Annotated in this window: 19 protein-coding genes and 1 tRNA gene; 13 read left to right on the forward strand and 7 right to left on the reverse strand. The window is 62.3% G+C overall.

All coding sequences use genetic code 11. From position 1 onward, the window contains the following. The first annotated feature begins 28 nt into the window (after positions 1-28). The 5 genes from DXY33_RS07110 to DXY33_RS07130 are packed head-to-tail and all read left to right on the forward strand — an operon-like array spanning position 29 to position 6,665. Positions 29-460, forward strand: coding sequence for a photosystem I reaction center subunit II PsaD (locus tag DXY33_RS07110; protein WP_011363412.1), 432 nt, complete (start codon positions 29-31; stop codon positions 458-460). A gap of 60 nt (positions 461-520) precedes the next feature. Beyond that, positions 521-2,038, forward strand: a complete 1,518-nt coding sequence (locus tag DXY33_RS07115; RefSeq protein ID WP_115132332.1) for an anthranilate synthase component I family protein — start codon at positions 521-523, stop codon at positions 2,036-2,038. Continuing rightward, positions 2,035-3,177 (forward strand): glutamate--cysteine ligase, encoded by a 1,143-nt coding sequence (gene gshA, locus DXY33_RS07120; RefSeq protein WP_115132333.1) that lies wholly within the window; start codon positions 2,035-2,037, stop codon positions 3,175-3,177. The genes DXY33_RS07115 and gshA overlap by 4 nt, the downstream gene beginning before the upstream one ends. Beyond that, positions 3,174-6,203 carry a phosphoenolpyruvate carboxylase gene (ppc, locus tag DXY33_RS07125; RefSeq protein ID WP_371634684.1) on the forward strand — a complete coding sequence of 1,010 codons (3,030 nt, stop codon included), beginning with the start codon at positions 3,174-3,176 and terminating at the stop codon, positions 6,201-6,203. The genes gshA and ppc overlap by 4 nt, the downstream gene beginning before the upstream one ends. Positions 6,204-6,209: 6 nt before the next feature. Then, positions 6,210-6,665, forward strand: coding sequence for an N-acetyltransferase (locus tag DXY33_RS07130; protein ID WP_115080374.1), 456 nt, complete (start codon positions 6,210-6,212; stop codon positions 6,663-6,665). Positions 6,666-6,682: 17 nt separating this feature from the next. Here DXY33_RS07130 and DXY33_RS07135 read toward each other — a convergent pair. Continuing rightward, positions 6,683-6,756: transfer RNA gene (locus tag DXY33_RS07135), tRNA-Arg, on the reverse strand. A 103-nt stretch (positions 6,757-6,859) separates the two neighbouring features. Here DXY33_RS07135 and recF point away from each other — a divergent pair. Beyond that, the gene (gene recF / locus DXY33_RS07140) at positions 6,860-7,954 is read left to right on the forward strand and encodes a DNA replication/repair protein RecF (protein ID WP_244275933.1); all 1,095 of its coding nucleotides are present in this window, start codon (positions 6,860-6,862) and stop codon (positions 7,952-7,954) included. A 31-nt stretch (positions 7,955-7,985) separates the two neighbouring features. Then, complete coding sequence (speD, locus tag DXY33_RS07145) at positions 7,986-8,453, forward strand: adenosylmethionine decarboxylase (protein ID WP_115010551.1); 468 nt, start codon at positions 7,986-7,988, stop codon at positions 8,451-8,453. Between the two features lie 16 nt (positions 8,454-8,469). Here speD and larE read toward each other — a convergent pair whose 3' ends face one another. Beyond that, positions 8,470-9,297: an ATP-dependent sacrificial sulfur transferase LarE gene (gene larE, locus DXY33_RS07150; RefSeq protein WP_115132336.1), complete on the reverse strand. Its 828-nt coding sequence runs from the start codon at positions 9,295-9,297 to the stop codon at positions 8,470-8,472. Positions 9,298-9,350: 53 nt separating this feature from the next. Here larE and DXY33_RS07155 point away from each other — a divergent pair, with 53 nt between their 5' ends. Further along, positions 9,351-10,499, forward strand: coding sequence for a cob(I)yrinic acid a,c-diamide adenosyltransferase (locus tag DXY33_RS07155; protein ID WP_115132337.1), 1,149 nt, complete (start codon positions 9,351-9,353; stop codon positions 10,497-10,499). A gap of 9 nt (positions 10,500-10,508) precedes the next feature. On the opposite strand, the gene moeB is transcribed toward DXY33_RS07155, so the two are convergent. Then, entirely contained in the window at positions 10,509-11,645 is a 1,137-nt protein-coding gene (gene moeB / locus DXY33_RS07160; RefSeq protein ID WP_115132338.1) for a molybdopterin-synthase adenylyltransferase MoeB, read from the reverse strand. Further along, positions 11,617-12,090 (reverse strand): M67 family metallopeptidase, encoded by a 474-nt coding sequence (locus tag DXY33_RS07165; RefSeq protein WP_244275925.1) that lies wholly within the window; start codon positions 12,088-12,090, stop codon positions 11,617-11,619. The genes moeB and DXY33_RS07165 overlap by 29 nt, the downstream gene beginning before the upstream one ends. Positions 12,091-12,154: 64 nt before the next feature. Here DXY33_RS07165 and DXY33_RS07170 point away from each other — a divergent pair, with 64 nt between their 5' ends. After that, entirely contained in the window at positions 12,155-12,541 is a 387-nt protein-coding gene (locus DXY33_RS07170) for a CAAD domain-containing protein (protein WP_115132340.1), read from the forward strand. 3 nt (positions 12,542-12,544) lie between these two features. Here the strand turns inward: DXY33_RS07170 and DXY33_RS07175 are convergent, their stop codons facing one another. Beyond that, complete coding sequence (locus tag DXY33_RS07175) at positions 12,545-13,432, reverse strand: fructosamine kinase family protein (protein ID WP_115132341.1); 888 nt, start codon at positions 13,430-13,432, stop codon at positions 12,545-12,547. 50 nt (positions 13,433-13,482) lie between these two features. Between DXY33_RS07175 and crtD the strand changes: the two genes are divergently transcribed. After that, positions 13,483-14,985 carry a C-3',4' desaturase CrtD gene (gene crtD / locus DXY33_RS07180; protein WP_115132342.1) on the forward strand — a complete coding sequence of 501 codons (1,503 nt, stop codon included), beginning with the start codon at positions 13,483-13,485 and terminating at the stop codon, positions 14,983-14,985. Here crtD and DXY33_RS07185 read toward each other — a convergent pair. Then, positions 14,969-15,850: a prephenate/arogenate dehydrogenase gene (locus tag DXY33_RS07185; RefSeq protein WP_115132343.1), complete on the reverse strand. Its 882-nt coding sequence runs from the start codon at positions 15,848-15,850 to the stop codon at positions 14,969-14,971. The genes crtD and DXY33_RS07185 overlap by 17 nt on opposite strands. An 83-nt stretch (positions 15,851-15,933) precedes the next feature. On the opposite strand from DXY33_RS07185, the gene DXY33_RS07190 reads away from it, so the two are divergent. From DXY33_RS07190 to DXY33_RS07200, 3 genes are all read left to right on the forward strand, one after another. Next, complete coding sequence (locus DXY33_RS07190; RefSeq protein ID WP_115132344.1) at positions 15,934-17,379, forward strand: helicase; 1,446 nt, start codon at positions 15,934-15,936, stop codon at positions 17,377-17,379. 35 nt (positions 17,380-17,414) lie between these two features. Further along, a complete protein-coding gene (locus DXY33_RS07195) occupies positions 17,415-17,663 on the forward strand; it encodes a DUF2839 domain-containing protein (RefSeq protein WP_115132345.1) in 249 nt (82 codons plus the stop codon). A gap of 69 nt (positions 17,664-17,732) precedes the next feature. Next, positions 17,733-18,077 carry a DUF1815 family protein gene (locus tag DXY33_RS07200; RefSeq protein WP_114987287.1) on the forward strand — a complete coding sequence of 115 codons (345 nt, stop codon included), beginning with the start codon at positions 17,733-17,735 and terminating at the stop codon, positions 18,075-18,077. 2 nt (positions 18,078-18,079) lie between these two features. Here the strand turns inward: DXY33_RS07200 and recA are convergent, their stop codons facing one another. Continuing rightward, positions 18,080-19,201: a recombinase RecA gene (gene recA / locus DXY33_RS07205; RefSeq protein WP_115132346.1), complete on the reverse strand. Its 1,122-nt coding sequence runs from the start codon at positions 19,199-19,201 to the stop codon at positions 18,080-18,082. Positions 19,202-19,214: the final 13 nt, after the last annotated feature.

The raw sequence follows: 19,214 nt of genomic DNA on the forward strand, positions 1-19,214 counted from the left end.
ATAACGGCTCTTGTGGATTCTTTCAGCCATGGCAGCAACGGCGTTGAACGGTCAACTTCCCCAGCACATCGCCAGCACTGGCGGCCTTCTGAATTCAGCGGAGACTGAAGAGAAATACGCAATCACCTGGACCAGCAAGACAGAGCAAGCTTTTGAGCTGCCCACCGGTGGCGCCGCTCTGATGAACTCAGGCGAGAACCTGATGTATTTCGCTCGCAAGGAACAGTGCCTCGCCCTCGGCACCCAGCTGCGCACGAAATTCAAGCCCCGGATCGAGGACTACAAGATCTACCGGATCTACCCCGGTGGTGACACCGAGTTCCTGCATCCCAAGGATGGTGTGTTCTCCGAAAAGGTGAACGAAGGTCGTCCCATGGTGGGCCACAACCCCCGTCGCATTGGCCAGAACGTCAACCCGGCCAACATTAAGTTCAGCGGCCGCAACACCTTCGACGCCTGATCTCTCAAAACCGACGCCCGGAGGTCATGATCTCCGGGTCCCGGCTGCGATGATCAGGTCATGTTCAGTCCCGATCGCGACGCCTTTCATCAGGCTGTTTGCAGTGGTGCCAACCTGATTCCTCTGGCACAGAGTTGGCCCGCAGATCTTGAAACACCCCTCACCACCTGGATCAAGGTGGGTGACGGAAGGCCTCCTGGTGTGCTGCTGGAGTCCGTCGAGGGTGGTGAGACCTTGGGGCGTTGGAGCGTGATCGCCTGCGATCCACTCTGGACGGCGTCAGCGCACAACGATCGTCTGACGCGCACCTGGCGAGATGGTCGTGAAGAGACCTTCAACGGCAATCCCCTCGAATCCCTACGCGACTGCCTGGCGCCGTACTCCTGCGTCAACCTGCCGGGCCTCCCTCCGCTTGGGCAGCTTTATGGCGTTTGGAGTTACGAACTGATCCAGTGGATCGAACCCACCGTCGCCGTTCATCCCCGCGCTGCTGCCGATCCCCCGGATGGGATCTGGATGTTGATGGACGCGATCCTGATCTTTGATCAGGTGAAACGACAGATCACCGCTGTTGCCTTCGGCGACCTCTCCAACGGAGCGGATGAGGAGCAGGCCTGGCAAACCGCAATCGGACGGATTGAGGCCCTGCGCCAGCGGATGAACGCACCTCTGCCGGCCGTCAAACCACTTACCTGGGACGCGAGAAGCAAAGAGCTTCCCGCGGTGCGCTCCAACCGCAGCCGCGATGAATTCGAAGCCGCCGTCGACACCGCCAAGGAACACATCGCAGCCGGCGATGTGTTCCAACTGGTGATCAGTCAGCGCCTGGAAACCGAGGTGCCTCAATCACCCCTGGAGCTGTACCGCAGTTTGCGGATGGTGAATCCTTCTCCGTATATGGCGTTCTTCGACTTTGGGGACTGGCAACTGATTGGCTCCAGTCCGGAAGTGATGGTTCAAGCCGAACCCGCTGCTGATGGCATCCACGCCAGCCTTCGCCCCATCGCCGGAACTCGGCCCCGCGGCGCCACGCCCCTGGAAGACCGCGAACTGGAAGCTGACCTGCTGGCCGACCCCAAGGAAAGGGCTGAGCACGTAATGCTGGTGGATCTGGGCCGCAATGACCTCGGCAGGGTCTGTCAGCCCGGAAGCGTGGCCGTGCAAGACCTGATGGTGATCGAGCGCTACTCCCACGTGATGCACATCGTCAGCCAAGTCGAAGGACGCCTCGGGCCCACGCACGACGTGTGGGATCTGCTGATGGCGGCGTTCCCCGCCGGCACCGTGAGCGGCGCACCGAAAATCCGGGCAATGCAACTCATACACGAGCTGGAGCCCGATGCCCGTGGCCCCTATTCGGGGGTGTACGGATCCGTTGATCTGGCCGGGGCCCTCAACACGGCGATCACGATCCGCACCATGGTGGTGCAACCCCGTGATGGCGGGGGATGCCGGGTGAAAGTGCAGGCCGGAGCGGGCGTTGTGGCCGATTCACAGCCGACGGCGGAGTTTGAGGAGACCCTCAACAAAGCCCGGGGAATGCTCACAGCACTGGCGTGCCTGAATCCGCCGGGATGACAACGCAACCCCTCCTGCTGAAAGGCTTCGAGGTTGAACTGTTCACCGGTAGAAGCAACGGAGCCAACGTGGGCGTCGCCCCCGACGTGGTCAGGGACCTGCCTGGCTTCGTGACGGAACCGGACCGTCGCAACCTCGAATACGTCACCGACCCGATCCGGGATTACGCGGAACTGCCCGAGGCGCTGCTTGCTCCCCGGCGGACGCTGCGGCAGTGGCTGCAGAAGCGGGAGCTGACGCTTCTCCCCGGCAGCACCATGAGCCTGGGTGGCAGCAGCCGATTCGAACGCTCCGACCCCGAGAACGCCTATCACGCGCTGATTGAGCAGCTGTACGGCACCAGGGTCGTGACAGCCAGCATCCATATCAACCTTGGGATCACCGATCTCAACTGGTTGTTTGCAGCGGTCCGGCTCGTGCGCTGCGAAGCGGCTCTGCTGCTTGCCCTGAGTGCAAGTTCTCCCTTCCTGGATGGGCAGAGCACCAGCAACCACTCCCAGCGATGGCATCAATTCCCGCTCACGCCCGCTGCAGTTCCTCTCTTTAGGGATCACCAGCACTACATCGAGTGGGTGGAGGAGCAGCTGTCCACGGGTGCCATGCGCAACGAGCGTCACCTGTGGACGTCGGTTCGGCCCAATGGTCCTCGGCGCCCCTACGACCTCAACCGGTTGGAATTAAGGATCTGTGATCTGGTCACCAATCCCGATCAGCTGCTGGCGATCACCTGTCTGCTGGAGCTGCGGCTGCTGGCCCTCAAAAACAACATCGAAAGCCTCGATCCACTCAGCAGCAGTTCGCTGAGCGCCGCTGAACTGGTCCAGCTCGCCGACAGCAACGACGCCGCCGTGGCCCGAACCAGCCTGAATGCTGAACTCAGGCATTGGCAGGACGGCCGTGTCATCAACTGCAAAGACTGGCTGCGGCAGCTGATTGATCAGCTCACTCCCCTGGCCGAATCGCTCCAGCTCAGCGCCTGCTTGAAGCCCTTGGATTCCCTACTTGTTGATGGCAACCAGGCCATGCGCTGGGAAGCGGCCCATGGCCAGGGGCAATCCATCGAAAACCTGCTTCAGGAAGGTATCCAGCGGATGGAGGAGGAAGAACGGATCTCCACCGGGGAAGCCTGTTTGGGATGATCATGTCGAGTTCGTCGCAGCGTGGAGACTTCATGCCCGAGTCCACCACCCCTGTCTCCGAGCAAGAGACTGCACGCTTGAGCGGTGGCGGATCCGGCGCAGGACAGCTTCTTCAGCACCGGCTGGACCTGATTGAAGACCTCTGGAAGTCGGTGCTGCGCAGCGAGTGTCCACCGGATCAGAGCGAACGCCTGCTGAGGCTCAAACAACTCAGCGACCCCGTCTCGATGGGAGGGCGAGATGGCGACAGCACGAGCGAGGCGATCGTCGAGCTGATCAAAGCCATGGACCTTTCGGAGGCCATCTCCGCGGCCCGCGCTTTTTCGCTGTATTTCCAGCTCATCAACATCCTTGAGCAACGGATCGAGGAAGACAGCTATCTCGACAGCCTGAGCCCCAATTCCAGCGCTGACGCGGCCCAACGGGACGCCTTTGATCCCTTCGCTCCGCCCCTCGCCAATCAGACCGATCCAGCCACCTTTGGAGAGGTGTTCGAACGGCTGCGGCGGATGAACGTCCCCCCCGCGCAGGTGGAACAACTGCTGCGGGAACTGGACATCCGGCTGGTCTTCACCGCGCACCCGACGGAGATCGTGCGGCACACGGTGCGGCACAAGCAGAGGCGAGTCGCCAACCTGCTCCAGCAACTTCAATCCGACGCCCCTCTGGCGCATCAGCTGCGGGAGGACTGCCGCGACCAACTGGAGGAGGAAATCCGCCTGTGGTGGCGCACCGATGAACTCCACCAGTTCAAGCCCACCGTCATCGACGAGGTGGATTCAACCCTGCACTACTTCCAGCAGGTGTTGTTTGACGCGATGCCGCAACTGCGCAGAAGGCTGATCTCCGCCCTGCATCGCCACTACCCCGATGTCCAGGTTCCCCAGGCGTCGTTCTGCACCTTCGGCTCCTGGGTGGGTTCCGATCGTGACGGCAATCCTTCGGTCACACCCGAGATCACCTGGCGAACCGCCTGTTACCAGCGACAGCTGATGCTGGAGCTCTACATCAGTTCTGTGCAGTCGCTCCGGCAGCAGCTGAGCATCTCCATGCAGTGGAGTCAGGTGGCTCCATCACTGCTGGAGTCGCTCGAAATGGATCGGCTCCGCTTCCCGGAGATCTACGAGCGCAGAGCAGCGCGATACCGACTGGAGCCCTACCGGCTGAAGCTCTGCTACGTGCTCGAAAAACTGGAGCGCACCCTCGCCCGCAACAACCAACTGTCGGAAGCGGGCTGGCAGATGCCCTGTGAGGCGCTGGCCGATCCCAAGGATGGGCTCGGTAACGCTGAGGTTCTCCACTACACCTCGGTGGACCAGTTCCGAAGTGATCTGGAGTTGGTGCGCAACAGCCTCGTGAGCACTGAACTGAGCTGCGAACAGCTCGACACCCTGCTGCACCAGGTGCACATCTTCGGGTTCTCACTGACCAGCCTGGACATCCGTCAGGAGAGCACCCGTCATAGCGATGCCATCGACGAGCTCACCCGCAGCCTTGAACTTCCCCAGGCCTATGGGGACATGGACGAGACGGAGCGGATGGCATGGCTCCTGCAGGAACTGCAGACCCGTCGGCCCCTGATCCCGCCTGCCGCCAGCTGGTCGGCAGCGACGGCCGAGACGCTGGCGGTGTTCCGAATGCTGCAGCGCCTCCAGGAGGAGTTCGGTCCGCGGATCTGCAACTCCTACGTGATCTCTATGAGCCACACGGCATCGGATCTCTTGGAGGTTCTGCTGCTGGCCAAGGAAGCGGGTCTCGTAGACCCGCCCAACAAACGGGCCTCCCTGTTGGTGGTGCCGCTGTTCGAAACCGTGGAGGATCTCCAACGGGCCCCTGAGGTGATGGAGGGTCTGTTCAAAACGCCGCTCTACCGCGAACTCCTCCCCGTTGTGGGGCAGCAAAAGCAGCCGCTGCAGGAGCTGATGCTGGGCTACTCCGACAGCAACAAGGATTCCGGCTTCCTCTCCAGCAACTGGGAGATTCATCAGGCCCAGATCGCCCTTCAGGAACTCGCCAGCCGCCAGGACGTGGCGCTTCGCCTCTTCCACGGACGCGGTGGATCCGTCAGTCGTGGTGGCGGGCCGGCCTATCAGGCGATCCTGGCCCAACCCAGCGGCACACTCCAGGGCCGGATCAAAATCACCGAACAGGGCGAAGTTCTGGCCTCGAAGTACAGCCTGCCCGAGTTGGCGCTCTACAACCTGGAGACCGTCACCACGGCCGTGGTGCAGAACAGCCTGGTCACCAACCAGCTTGATGCGACACCCAGCTGGAACCAGCTGATGAGTCGCCTTGCCACCCGTTCAAGGGACCATTACCGGGCTCTGGTTCACGACAATCCTGATCTGGTGGCGTTTTTCCAGCAGGTCACACCGATCGAGGAAATCAGCAAGCTGCAGATCTCCAGTCGACCAGCCCGACGCAAAACCGGCGCCAAGGACCTCTCCAGCCTGCGGGCCATTCCTTGGGTCTTCGGCTGGACCCAGAGTCGGTTCCTGCTGCCGAGCTGGTTCGGTTTCGGCACGGCGCTCTCGGAAGAAGTGGGCGGCGACTCCGAACAACTCGACCTGCTGCGGCGCCTCCATCAACGTTGGCCGTTCTTCCGAATGCTCATTTCCAAAGTGGAAATGACCCTCTCCAAGGTGGATCTCGACCTGGCCCGTCACTACATGAACAGCCTGGGGCACCCCGAACAGCGGGAAGCCTTTGAAGCGATCTTCCAGGTGATCGCCAAGGAATACGAACTCACTCGAAAACTGGTTCTGGAAATCACGGGCCAAAACAGACTGCTGGGCGCTGATCAAGGGCTGCAGCTGTCGGTTGATCTGCGCAACCGCACCATCGTTCCCCTGGGCTTCCTGCAGGTTGCGCTGCTGAAGCGACTGCGGGATCAGAACAGGCAACCGCCCATGAGTGAGACGCCAGGCGCCCCCGAGGACACCCGCACTTACAGCCGCAGTGAACTGCTGCGGGGAGCTTTGCTCACCCTCAACGGCATTGCAGCCGGCATGCGCAACACCGGCTGATCCACAGTGCTGTCGTTCCTTCAACAACCCTCGATTCCACCCTTACCCGAGGGAACGCGACTCGAAACATCAACCCCTCCCACCTCCCAGCAGCTCAACACATTGCTGATGTCCTGCGGGGAATCAACCCACCCTGAGGAACGCTGGGAGCTCGCCCTTCAGCGCAGCTTGTGGCAGATCAGCATCCTTGAGGAATCAACGGGGGAACTGATCGGATTTGTTCGGGCCACCAGTGATCTGGCCCTCAACGCCAATCTTTGGAACCTGGCCGCCAAACCAGGGCCGAACCAAGGGGCCCTTTTCGCCGTTCTGGTGCACCGAGCGCTGCAGATTCTGCGCCGGGATCTGCCGGGCTGCAGCCTTTCAATCTCGGCCCCTGCGGATGCGCTGGACGCTCTCAAACAGCAGGGTTTCCTGATTGATCCCAATGGCATTCGCGCCATGGGCCTCAGCCTGAGCTGAGACATTGAGTTCAAACACGAGCATGGAGGGACTCGAACCCCCGACCCTCAGAACCGGAATCTGATGCTCTATCCAACTGAGCTACATGCCCACTGATCGGCGTTAAGCCGCAGTGATATCGAGCGGCAACCGTCCCGATACAGGTACCTTACTCACTGGTCGCCCCAGCACCCATCCGGCTCCACAGGCTCCAACTGCAGGGCTTCCGGAACCACACCGTTCTGCAGCTGGAACTGACGCAGCCACGCCTTTTGGTGATCGGGCCCAATGGCATCGGCAAGTCCAACCTGCTCGAAGCGGTTGAGCTGCTGGGCAGCCTGCGCTCCCATCGCTGCAGCAATGATCGCGATCTGATCCAGTGGGACGCTCCGCAGGCCCTGATCCGGGCCGACGTGAGGGATGGGGATCGTCTGGAGCTGGAACTGCGCCGCCAGGGAGGCCGTCAGGCCAAACGGAACGGCAAGCTGCTGGATCGGCAGCTGGACCTGATTGGTCCGCTGCGCTGCATCGGCTTCAGCGCCCTGGATCTTGATCTAGTGCGGGGCGAACCCGCCCTACGCCGCCAATGGCTGGACCGCGTCGTGCTGCAGCTCGAACCGGTCTATGCCGATCTGATGGCGCGGCTGAACCGGTTGCTGCGGCAGCGCAGCCAGCTCTGGCGCCAGCGGCAGGTCTCCAGTGGCGAACGCCATGCACTGCTTGATGCTTTTGACGTTCAGATGGCGCTGGTGAGCACCCGAATTCACCGGCGGCGGCAACGGGCCCTGCATCGGCTGGAACCGATAGCCCAACGCTGGCAGGCCCACCTCAGCGGGGGCACAGAAGCCTTGGAACTGCACTACAAACCCGGCAGCATGCTCGACGGGGAGGATGCCGAAGAACCCTGGCGACTCGCCATCGAGGAGCAACTGCGCCAGCAGCGGGGAGAGGAGGAACGGCTCGGCAGCTGCCGCGTGGGCCCGCACCGCGATGAGATCGCCCTGCTGCTGGGGGGCAGCCCGGCACGACGGTTTGGCTCGGCAGGCCAGCAGCGGTCGCTGGTGCTGGGCCTGAAGCTCGCCGAACTGGAGCTGGTGACCCAGCTCTGTGGGGAGCCACCCCTGCTGCTTCTTGATGATGTATTGGCCGAACTTGATCCAACCCGCCAGCAGCTTCTCCTGGAGGCCGTGGGCGAATCGCATCAATGCCTGGTGAGCGCCACCCACCTCGAGGGCTTTGGCGGCGGATGGCAGCAGCAGGCCCAAATTCTCGGCGCAAGAGACCTGAGACCCGATCTGAAGATCGGATAAGGTGGCGGACCTGTTTTTCTCTCATCGCCTGATGGAGCAGACCCTCTCTGAACTGCATCCCAACCCGGGATGGGGGGCACCTGAGATTCATGCCACCGACATGGTCGGCAAACACTGCATTCTCGAGCTCTACGACTGCGATCCGAGCCGGCTCGACGACGAAGCATTCATCCGCACAACGATCACCTCAGCAGCCAAAGGCGCTGGTGCGACGCTGCTGAACCTGATCACCCATCAATTTCAACCCCAGGGCGTCACAGGCCTTGCCCTGCTGGCGGAATCCCACATTTCCATCCACACCTGGCCGGAATCCGGCTACGCCGCGGTTGATGTGTTCACCTGTGGTGACCACACCATGCCGGAACAGGCCTGCGCGATTCTCTGCAGTGAGCTTCAAGCGAAACGCCATGCGCTGAAGAGCTTTCTGCGTGAAACACCGGCGGCCATTGCCACTGGGGTGAGAGAGCCTGTGGAAACGCCGAGCCAGCTCCCCAGCTGATCCGGCCCAGGCAAAATCAGCGGCGGTTCAACTTGCCGCTGACCAGACCTTCCAGATCCAGGTTCACGGAGGTGAAGCCAAGGGAGCGAAAAGCCTCCACCAGAGGCTCGCTTTCCGCCAGCGCGAGCACAGCGCGGATCTGCTCGCTGGGCACCTCAATCCGTGCCGCCAATCCGTGGGAGCGCACACGAACGGAGCTGAATCCCCTGGCAATCAACCAGGCTTCCGCCTGACCCACCCGCTTCAACCGCTCAGCGCTGATGCTTTCGCCATAGGGGAAACGGGAGGCCAGGCAGGGCTGCGCCGGCTTATCCCACCAGGGAAAACCAAGGGCCCGTGACAGCGAACGAATCATGGATTTGTCGATCGACAATTCCGCAAGGGGGGAGCGAACCCCCGCCTGTCGGGCCGCTTCAATGCCGGGCCGATGATCACCGAGGTCATCGAGATTGACCCCATCAATCACCAACGCGTCTCCAGCCGCCGCGGCAATGGGCTGAAGGTGCTGGTGCAGTTCACGCTTGCAGGCAAAGCAGCGATCCACGGGGTTGCTGCTGTAGTCAGGGTCGTTCAACTCGGCCGTTGCACACTCCCGATGCGGGATGCCGATCCAGGAGGCTTGATCCCGGGCTTCCCGCAACAGATGCGGCGCCAGAGCCGGGGAGACACCCGTTACCGCCAGAGCGGCATCGCCCTGGGCTTCGTAGGCCATCGCCGCCACCAGGGTGCTGTCGACTCCACCGGAATAGGCCACACAAAGGGCAGATTGATCTGCCATCCACTGCCGCAGGTTCGCCAGCAGCTGCTGCTCTCGATCCGCCAAAGGCTCCTGCAACCGAAACATCAGCGGGGAAAACCAGTTGAGCTAGGTAGGCTCCAACGGTAAGAGCTGTCCCCATGCCTCGAAGCATCGGCATTATCACCGCAGCGGACAGCCGCGAGCGCAGCCATGGACAGCTGCACATCTATGACGGCGAAGGCAAGGGCAAAAGCCAAGCAGCCCTAGGGGTTGTGCTGCGCACCATCGGCCTCGGCATCTGCGAGCAGCGCCAGACCCGGGTGCTGCTGTTGCGCTTTCTCAAGGGCCCAGGACGGGCCTACGACGAGGATGCGGCCATCGAAGCTTTGCAGCAGGGCTTCCCCCATTTGATCGACCATCTGCGCACCGGAAGGGCCGATCACTTCACCGCTGATGAAGCCACCCGGTTCGACCGCGACGAAGCCCAGCGGGGCTGGGTGATCGCCAAGGGCGCGATCGCCAGTGCCCTCTACTCGGTGGTGGTTCTGGACGAGCTCAATCCCGTGCTGGATCTCGGCCTGCTGGATCTGGATGACGTGGTCCGCACCCTCAGCAACCGGCCGGAGGGGATGGAGATCATCGTCACCGGTCGGGCTGCACCGGCCCCGTTGGTGCGTGAGGCAGACCTCCACTCCGAGATGCGTGCCCATCGCCGTCCGGGCATGAACAACAACCGGGTGGTGCCTCTCAATGTGAGCAGCGGCATCGAGATCTACACCGGTGAAGGCAAAGGCAAATCAACCAGTGCACTCGGGAAAGCGCTGCAGGCCATCGGGCGGGGCATCAGCCAGGACAAGAGCCATCGGGTCTTGATCCTGCAGTGGCTCAAAGGCGGCAGCGGTTACACCGAAGATGCAGCCATCGCCGCCCTGCGCGAGAGCTATCCCCATTTGGTGGACCACCTCCGCTCCGGCCGTGATGCCATCGTCTGGCGGGGCCAGCAGGAGCCGATCGATTACGTGGAGGCCGAGCGGGCCTGGGAGATCGCACGGGCCGCCATCTCAAGCGGCCTCTACAAAACCGTAATCCTCGATGAGTTGAACCCCACGGTGGATTTGGAGCTGCTGCCCGTTGAGCCGATCCTGCAAACCCTGCTGCGCAAACCAGCAGAAACTGAAGTGATCATCACGGGGCGCTGCAAAAACCCTCCGGCCTACTTCGATCTGGCCAGCATCCATTCCGAAATGGTGTGCCACAAGCACTACGCCGAACAGGGCGTCGACTTGAAGCGAGGGGTGGATTACTAACCCTCAGGTTCAGTAACGAGGGATTGCAGGATCCACCTGCTGCGACCAGGCATCAATTCCACCGGTCACATTCGTTGCCGCGATCCCCTGCTGAGCCAATAGCTCAACGGCCCTGGAAGAACGCCCCCCGAGCTTGCAGTGCACCAAAAGGCGCCGTCCCTCCGCCAAATCACGAACGCGATCGATCGCCTCTCCACTCTCCAGCGAGGCCAACGGAACCAAGTGGCTTCCTTCAATCGAAGCCACCTCTGCTTCAGGAGGATTGCGCACATCAACCAGCGCAATCTCGTCTGGAGCGGAGTCCAGCAGGGCCTTCAGCTCCATGACAGTGATGGCTTCCATCTCCGATGACGCCGGACGGCAGAACTGGCGATAGTCAATCAGGCTCTCAACCTTCGGTCGGTCGGGATCAACGCGGAGGGTGAGTTCGCGAAATCGCATCGCGAGGGCATCAACCACCAACAGCCGACCATCCAGGCACTGGCCAATGCCGGTGATCAGTTTGATCGCTTCGGTGGCCTGAAGCAGACCGATCAGCCCCGGCATCACACCCATCACCCCAGCCTCCGAGCAAGACGGAACAGCGTCCGGGAGAGGGGGTTCCGGCAGCAGATCGCGGTAATTGGGGCTCGCCGGCGTGCGGTTGAACACGCTGACCTGGCCGTCAAAGCGCTGCACGGAGCCGTAGACGAGGGGCTTGCCGAGCAACACACAGGCGTCGTTGATCAGATAACGGCTGGGGAAGTTGTCGGTGCCGTCACAGACCAGGTCGTAGGCACCGATGAGATCCAGAGCATTGCCCACATCCAGCATGTGTTCATGCACCTCCACCTGGCAGTGGGGATTGAGGTCGTGGATCCGCGCTGCGGCTGAGCGGGCCTTGGAGCCGCCAACCCCGCTGGAGCTGTGGATCACCTGCCGCTGGAGATTGGACAGCTCCACCACATCTCCATCCACGATTCCAATACGACCAACACCTGCCGCAGCCAGATACAGCAGCAGAGGGGATCCGAGCCCTCCACTGCCAACACAGAGCACAGAAGCAGACTTCAACCGGAGTTGACCGGCCGAACCAACCTCGGGAAGGATCAGATGGCGGGCGTAGCGCCCCCGCTCATCAGCACTCAACATCGGTTGGTCTTGCATCCTTGTGAGTGTCCCAGAGATGAATCGGGATTTCATCCACACTGCGGTCCCCATGCAGCCACCAGGCCCGCAGGCCAAGCGAGGCAGAGAGGATCAACATCAGACTCTCCGTCTGTCCCAAGCGCCGATCCTGAGGCGAGGGAACTGGGGCGGACGCCGGATGGGAATGGGCCACCCCAAGACAACGTTGATGACGCTCCCGCGCCCATCGCTGGGCTGCCAACTGCTCCCTCGGATCCACCAGAAACCTGCTGCGACGGTCGTGGACAGGCTCCTGACCGGATCCCCCCCGTCCCCAGGCATTGCAACAGGGCCAGGTCGTGGTCAGCCTCAAACAGCCTGAATTCGTCCGTTGTCCCAGCAGCAAGGCGCAGCCTTCTTCGGGGTGGGGCGCCAGCAAAATCCGGGCCAGATCCGTGTGGCATCGGTGATCAATTTGCAGCACGGATGGCGTAGACCCCGTCGCACCGATACGCTCAGCTGAAATTGTGAAGGATTTAGTCGTTCTCATGAGTGACGCCACCACTGAAGTTAAGGATGCCGCCACAACCGTGACGACACCCCTCGAAACTCCTGCGCAGGAAGACACCACCTCCTTCGCTGAGCGCTACAGCGACGTATTGGGCAAGGTGAACGACACGCTCGATCAGGTCGACTGGAGCCAGATGGGACGCATCGGCAAGATCGTCGGCATCTTTGCCGCCGTGATCATTGCCCAGATCCTGATCAAGGGAATCCTTGACACGATCAATCTGTTGCCCATCGTTCCGGGCCTGCTGGAACTTCTCGGCGTGGTCGTGGTGGGGCAATGGAGCTGGAAGAACCTCACCACCAGCGACAAGCGCAATGCCCTGGTTCAGCGTGTTCAAACCCTCCGGAAGGAGTACCTGGGCTGAGCCTCAAAGCCGCCGAGCCAGATCTTTGAGACTGGCTCGGCATTGGCTCAAATAACTCCCCCCAAACAAATTGGCGTGGTTGAGCAGGTGGTACAGGTTGTAGATCTCCACCCGACCGTCAGCGCCTGAAGCCTCGGGGATCACCTCCCCATAACCCGAGCGGAAGGCTTCACCGAAGCCGCCGAACAGCCGGGTCATGGCCAGATCAACTTCCCGATCAGCCCACCAGCTGGCGGGATCAAAAATGCTCCCCCGTCCATCGCTGAGGCTGGCAGCATTCCCACCCCAGAGATCGCCGTGCACCAAAGCAGGACGCGGTTGATGCTCGTTCAAGTGCTCTGCGAGGCGCAGCAACAACGGATTGAGGTCCGTTGAATCCACCTGCAACCCATCAAGGATCTCGAGTTGCGGGCGCAGCCTGAGCTCCACGAAGGCCGATCCCCAGTCATCACGCCACCCACCGGGTTGAGACCCAGCGCCGATGAAGCCATCCCGATGCCAGCCGAAACGAGCTGGGCTGGAGGCCATCGACGACTGGTGCAGCAAGGCCAAACCCCGGCCAAGGGCTGTTTGGTCGCTGCCACCAAAATCCAGCCAAGGCAACAGCAGCACCGCACCATGGGGCAGTGCTGCCAAAGCGATGGGCTGCGGCACAACCAGGAACGAGGTATCGGCTTGGGCATGCAGGGCCTCGAGGGCCTCCGCCTCCACCTCAAACAGGGGTAGGGCGCTGGCGCCACCACTTTTGGCAAACAACACCTGGCCATCAGAGAGGCGAAGTTTCCAGGCCTGATGGATGCAGCCACCACCAACGGGGGAGACGTCTGTGATGACAGCCCCCGCCAACGGGCCGTCCTTCGCGGTGAGATCCCGGCGCAGTTCGCTGTTCATCCTCAGCAGGCCCCCTGTCTTGCCAGCATGGCCCGATTCTTCAGGGCGCCGTGAGCGAATCCAGCGTGATCGTGGTGGGCGGTGGGATCGCTGGCTTAACCGCAGCGGCACTCCTGGCCCGCGATGGCGTCAAGGTCACGCTGCTGGAAGCGCATCAACAACCGGGGGGATGTGCCGGAACGTTCCGGCGTGGTCCATGGGTGTTCGATGTTGGGGCGACCCAGGTGGCTGGATTGGAGCCCGGCGGCAGTCATGCCCGACTGCTGAAGCATCTGGACATGCCTCTGCCCAGCGCAGAGCTTCTGGACCCAGGTTGTGTGGTCGACCTCGGCGATGGCTCCCCTCCCATTTCGCTCTGGCATGACCCGGACGCCTGGGCCGCCGAGCGTGAGCGTCAATTCCCAGGCAGCCAGCGCTTCTGGAGCCTTTGCCATCAGTTGCATTCCAGCAACTGGCAGTTCGCCAGCCAGGACCCTGTGGTGACGCCGCGCTCCCTCTGGGATCTCGGCACATTGCTGCGGGCCCTTCGGCCCGCAACGCTTGCATCGGGACTGTTCACAGGTCTGACCATCGCCGATCTATTGCAGCTGTGCGGTTGCGGTGACGATCAACGGCTGCGGCGCTTTCTCGACCTCCAGCTGAAGCTGTACTCCCAAGAACCGGCCGATCGCACGGCGGCGCTTTACGGCGCAACCGTCCTGCAGATGGCCCAAGCACCGCTCGGTCTCTGGCATCTCGAGGGATCGATGCAGGTGTTGAGCAATCAGCTGGTGGCGGCCATTGAGCGCGACGGCGGAACGGTGCTGATGAAGCATCGGGTCACCAAGCTGCAGCCCCGCTCATCCGGCTGGCAGGTGACGATCAGCACCGGCAAGGGCACGGAACACCAACGCAACAGCCGTGATGTGGTCTGCAGCCTGCCGCCCCAGTGCCTGCAAGAGTTGATCGAACCGGATCAACTACCCCAGGGGTACCGCAAGCGACTGGACAACCTGCATGAACCGAGTGGTGCGCTGGTGCTTTACGGAGCAGTGCGGCGTGATGCACTGCCACATTCCTGCCCAGGCCATCTCCAGCGGGGCTGCGCATCCCCAGGGCCTCTGTTTGTGTCCATCAGCCGCGAGGGCGATGGGCGTGCGCCCCAGGGGCAAGCCACCTTGATTGCCAGCGTGTTCACCCCAACAGGTGACTGGTGCCGCTTGCCGGAGCCGGAGTACCAGCAGCGCAAAACAGAAATGTTGAAGCTGATCCAAGCCGAGTTGAACCGCTGGCTCTCGCTCAAAGATGACGCCTGGTTGCACGCTGAACTGGCAACACCACGGGGCTTCGCCGGCTGGACGGGCCGTCCCAACGGCATGGTCGGGGGCCTTGGACAGCATCCAAGCCGGTTCGGCCCCTTCGGCCTGGCAGGACGAACGCCCATGCCGGGGCTTTGGCTCTGCGGCGACAGCCTCCATCCGGGCGAGGGCACAGCGGGGGTGAGCCTGTCAGCCCTCAATGCCTGCCGGCAGCTCAGGGCCGAACGGGGTCAACCCCTCAGTTTTCGGAGCTGACTTCCCCAGGTGCCCTCAAAAAATCCGGGCGCAGGGTCTGGGTTCGGCGCAGTTCCAACTCGAGCTGAGACCAGTTTTGCTGGAGCACGGCATCTTCGAGCTGCTCCAGGCTCCAGCGGTAAGCCGCCAAGCCACGCAACACCGCATCCCGATTGGTGGAGGCCATCGCCACCCCCAGCTCGGGATTCCCGCCACCCACGCGACTGGTGTCGGCAAAGCCACTGGACGCCAGCACCATGGCCAACTGCCGGATCTCCGGATCCCGTTCATCGCCCACTGCCCGCAGCAGTGCAGCACTCACCAGCACCGGCATGTGGGAAATCAGAGCCACAGCCTGGTCGTGCTGGGACGCGGTGGCCGTCAGCCAATGGCCGCCCACGCTGACGGCCAGATCACGAACCTGGGCCAGAGCAGATGGATCTGTTGCCGCATCAGGAGTCGCGATCCAAGGGCGGCCGCGGAACAGATCCAGCACACCGGCCTCAACGCCCGCCTGAGCTGTGCCTGCCATGGGGTGACTGGCCACAAAGCGGGGATGCCGCTGGCGCCAAGCCTGCAACACAGGTTGTTTGACCGAACCAACATCGGTGATCACCGCTGCTTCAGGCAGGGCCGCAATGAGCTCATCCTGTGGGTTCAGCAGCAAGGGAATGGGCAACGCCAGGATCACCAGGTCGCAACCCGAGAGGCAGCTGGGATCGGTCGACACCGAACCCACCAGCCCTCGGGCCATGGCGCGATCCGCCGTGGCCTGACGATGTACAAGGCCCTGCACCGACCAGCCCCGAGCCTGCAGATCCAGCCCAAGGGATCCCCCGATCAAGCCAAGACCAACGATCCCCACACGTCCCGGTTGCATCGCCATCTCTCCCGCAGGGTCGTGAAGCCATGTTGATGGATGGATTGCCATGAACCAATCGCCAGGGGAGCCCTGCTTAGGGTTTGACGATGTTGGAAGCCCAGGCCCACCACCAGATCAAAACCCTGCTCCGTCAGGAGGAATCGGACTGGCCCCACCACCTGACCCTGAGCCGGCTGGTGGCACGAAGCCTGAGGCGTCGCGACACAACACTCGTTCAGCTCCCCCCGAGCAGCAGCGAACGCTGGTGGCTCGGTCTGCTGGTGCCGCTGTGCCTGGCTCCCGAAGCGGGGGCGCTGGTGCTGACGGCCCCCCAGCGCCGGCGTCTGCTCCAGCTGGAATTGCCCCGTCTCCGTAACCAGGGTCTGAGGCTCCCCTGCTGGCAGGGACCGACCCCTCCGGAGGGACCACAGCTCTGGCTGATGGATGTTGGCGAGCTGATTCAGGCCCATCGCGACGGGCAATTGGGCCAACGGCAACTGCTGATCCCGGAGATGGATCAGTTGAGCCGGCGCATGCGCAACGCTCTCACCTTGGAGATCGAGCATCAGCACTGGGATGAGCTGCGCCAGGCCTGTCCCCAGGCGGAATCCGGATTGCTGGAACTGCATGACCGGATGAGCCGGCAGCTGTTCGCTGATGCCACGAGGCCCGATGGCGCCGTGCGACTCGAAGGCTCAGCCGGGCAGGCCCTGCGTGACCTGCTCCAGCTGATGCCAGCCAGCCCTGAACCGTGGAACAACCTCCGCAGCATCAACCCGGCTGAGTGGAGTCAATGGGCTGAACTGGATCACCGGCTGCTCCAGTGGCGCTGGAAGCTGGCCCCCCTCGAACCACTCCAATTGCTGCGGGGGGTTCTGCTGGATCACCCCTGCCTGATGTTCAGCAGCAATGGAGACAACGCCAGGCTTGATCTGGAATTTGAACAGGCCGGCGTTGTCCCCGACGTGCGGGCAACACTGCGGGAACGGGAGCTGAATGAACCGCTCCCCGTCTATGCCCCGCGTCGCCAGCCCCTGCCGAACACCCGGATCTACGCCCAACATCTTCTGGAGGAGAGCAGAAGGCTCATCCTTGGCCAGGCGGGGCTCACCCTTGTTCTGATCAATGACAACCAGCTGCGTCGGCAGCTGACCAGCTCCCTGGCTGCGGAATTCGGACGCCGTGTGGTGCATGAGTCGACAGCACCCGAAACCAATGGCGTGGTGACCTGCAACTGGGACTGGTGGCTGGAGCATCAGGAGCAGCTGCCGGCCCCAGCACAGCTGATTGTCGGCATGCTCCCCATCGCCAGCCTGGACAATCCACTCACCTCGGCTCGAGTGGAGCGGTTGAAACAGCAGGGAGAGGACTGGTTCCGCACCCTGCTGCTGCCGGAAGCCCTGAGTCTGATCCCCGCCGCCATTGCGCCGCTGCGCCGCAGTGGTGGTCGTCTGGCCATTCTCGATGGCCGCCTGCGAGGGCGCAGCTGGGGTGATCAGGTGCTGAATCGACTGGAACCTTGGATTCCATTGCAGCGACTGCTGCCGGAGTGAACAACGCCTAACCTCTCTGCAACGCTCAGAAGTGCATGGGAGAAGCACGCCGCCGGGCTGCCCAGGGCTTACCTCCTCGTCAACCCAAGGTCAGCACCAAAACCGTGGACACCTCCCCACGGGTCGTGTCCTGGCTTCCGCTCACCCGCAATCAGACGCAGCAGTTCATGGCGGTGACCACTCGCGGCGCCTGGATTGGAATCGGAGGGATGGTGGTGCTTTGGGTGACGGTGCGCTTCATCGGCCCAGCGGCCGGTTGGTGGACGCTTGCGGATACCCCCTGAGCAACCGGCTCAACCAACAAACGAAAACAAAAGAAAACCTTTAGAATGGGTCTCATTGGAGACTCAATTATGTTTCCGCGCCTCGCAGAGCACTATCGATCCGTTGTTGAAGACCTGGTGATGAGCCTGCAGGCCCTCGCCAGCAGCCTTCAAAGCGCGGGCTTCACAGCCACTTGCTATTCCTGTGGCGACGGCCGCGATGGCCATGGAGCTTCGTTTGTGGCTGACATCGGCGATGGCCACATGGTGCGCTTTCTGGTCTCCGACTTCGGCATCAGCTGGGTGGAATCCCGCAACGGCCGAGAACTGGTGAAGCTGGAGGGAGCAGAAGCCATCCAGGAATTGCAGCGGATGGCTGATTTGGCCCAGGAAGGCCAGGTCCGTGCCATGCAGTCCCTGGCCCAGGCCGCCTGAGATCAGGCGGCGGCTTCCGGAGCCTTTGCCACAACGGGCTTGTCAGCAGCCGCCTTCGCAGCGGCGGCCAAAGGCCGCATGGAATTCGACTTCACCTCAGAGCCCTCCGTCAGCTTTTGACGCACCAGCGTTTCGATGGTGGCTGTTGCATCCGGGTTCTCCTCCATCCAGGTGATGGTGTTGTCGCGACCCTGACCGATGTTGTCTCCTTCGTAGCTGTACCAGGCGCCCTTACGGACAACAACGCCTGTCTCTTCGGCGAGATCCAGCAGACAACCCAAGGTGCTGATGCCGCGGCCAAAGAGAATGTCGAATTCGGCAATGCGGAAGGGTGGCGCCACCTTGTTTTTCGCCACTTTCACCTTGGCCCTGATGCCGAATTCCTCTGTTCCCTTCTTGAGGGTCTGAATCCGACGGATGTCGAGGCGAACCGAGGCATAGAACTTGAGCGCGTTGCCTCCAGTGGTGGTCTCTGGATTGCCGTAGGTCACACCAATCTTGAGACGCAGCTGGTTGAGGAAGATGACGGTGCAACCCGACTTGCCGATGTTGCCGGTGATCTTCCGCATCGCCTGACTCATCAGACGCGCCTGGGCGCCAACCGCCAGATCTCCCATCTCACCTTCGATCTCAGCGCGGGGGGTGAGGGCAGCCACCGAGTCGACAACGACCAGATCCACCGCCGCCGATCGCACCAGTTGATCAACGATCTCCAGCGCCATCTCGCCGGTGTCGGGCTGAGAGACCAGCAGGTTCTCCACGTCAACGCCCAGAGAAGCTGCATAAACGGGATCCAGGGCATGCTCCGCATCCACGAAGGCCGCCACACCACCACGCTTCTGCACTTCAGCGATCGCGTGCAGCGTGAGCGTGGTTTTACCGGAACTTTCCGGGCCGTAAATCTCCACTACGCGGCCCTTCGGGTATCCACCACCCAAAGCGAGATCAAGGGTCAGCGCACCGGTGGAAATCGTCTCCACCCGCATGCGGGAGGCATCGCCCAGCCGCATGATCGATCCCTTGCCGAAGTTGCGCTCGATCTGACCCAGCACCAGATTCAGCGCCTTGTCCCTCTCGCCGGAGGAACGGGGATCGGAAGCGCCGGATTTCATATCTGCTGGCATGAAAAAGACCTGA

Origin of the sequence: Synechococcus sp. N26 (genome assembly GCF_900473975.1) — a bacterium.
GTDB lineage: Bacteria > Cyanobacteriota > Cyanobacteriia > PCC-6307 > Cyanobiaceae > Parasynechococcus.

What these genes read in the sequence shown, in the direction of transcription:
- DXY33_RS07200 (WP_114987287.1), top strand. Translation starts at nt 17,733, where the DNA reads ATGTTTCCGCGCCTCGCAGAGCACTATCGATCCGTTGTTGAAGACCTG.
- DXY33_RS07185 (WP_115132343.1), bottom strand. Translation starts at nt 15,850, where the DNA reads ATGGCGATGCAACCGGGACGTGTGGGGATCGTTGGTCTTGGCTTGATC.
- moeB (WP_115132338.1), bottom strand. Translation starts at nt 11,645, where the DNA reads ATGCAAGACCAACCGATGTTGAGTGCTGATGAGCGGGGGCGCTACGCC.
- DXY33_RS07110 (WP_011363412.1), top strand. Translation starts at nt 29, where the DNA reads ATGGCAGCAACGGCGTTGAACGGTCAACTTCCCCAGCACATCGCCAGC.
- DXY33_RS07190 (WP_115132344.1), top strand. Translation starts at nt 15,934, where the DNA reads ATGTTGGAAGCCCAGGCCCACCACCAGATCAAAACCCTGCTCCGTCAG.
- DXY33_RS07195 (WP_115132345.1), top strand. Translation starts at nt 17,415, where the DNA reads ATGGGAGAAGCACGCCGCCGGGCTGCCCAGGGCTTACCTCCTCGTCAA.
- larE (WP_115132336.1), bottom strand. Translation starts at nt 9,297, where the DNA reads ATGTTTCGGTTGCAGGAGCCTTTGGCGGATCGAGAGCAGCAGCTGCTG.
- recA (WP_115132346.1), bottom strand. Translation starts at nt 19,201, where the DNA reads ATGCCAGCAGATATGAAATCCGGCGCTTCCGATCCCCGTTCCTCCGGC.
- DXY33_RS07155 (WP_115132337.1), top strand. Translation starts at nt 9,351, where the DNA reads ATGCCTCGAAGCATCGGCATTATCACCGCAGCGGACAGCCGCGAGCGC.
- gshA (WP_115132333.1), top strand. Translation starts at nt 2,035, where the DNA reads ATGACAACGCAACCCCTCCTGCTGAAAGGCTTCGAGGTTGAACTGTTC.
- speD (WP_115010551.1), top strand. Translation starts at nt 7,986, where the DNA reads ATGGAGCAGACCCTCTCTGAACTGCATCCCAACCCGGGATGGGGGGCA.
- ppc (WP_371634684.1), top strand. Translation starts at nt 3,174, where the DNA reads ATGATCATGTCGAGTTCGTCGCAGCGTGGAGACTTCATGCCCGAGTCC.
- DXY33_RS07175 (WP_115132341.1), bottom strand. Translation starts at nt 13,432, where the DNA reads ATGAACAGCGAACTGCGCCGGGATCTCACCGCGAAGGACGGCCCGTTG.
- DXY33_RS07115 (WP_115132332.1), top strand. Translation starts at nt 521, where the DNA reads ATGTTCAGTCCCGATCGCGACGCCTTTCATCAGGCTGTTTGCAGTGGT.
- DXY33_RS07170 (WP_115132340.1), top strand. Translation starts at nt 12,155, where the DNA reads ATGAGTGACGCCACCACTGAAGTTAAGGATGCCGCCACAACCGTGACG.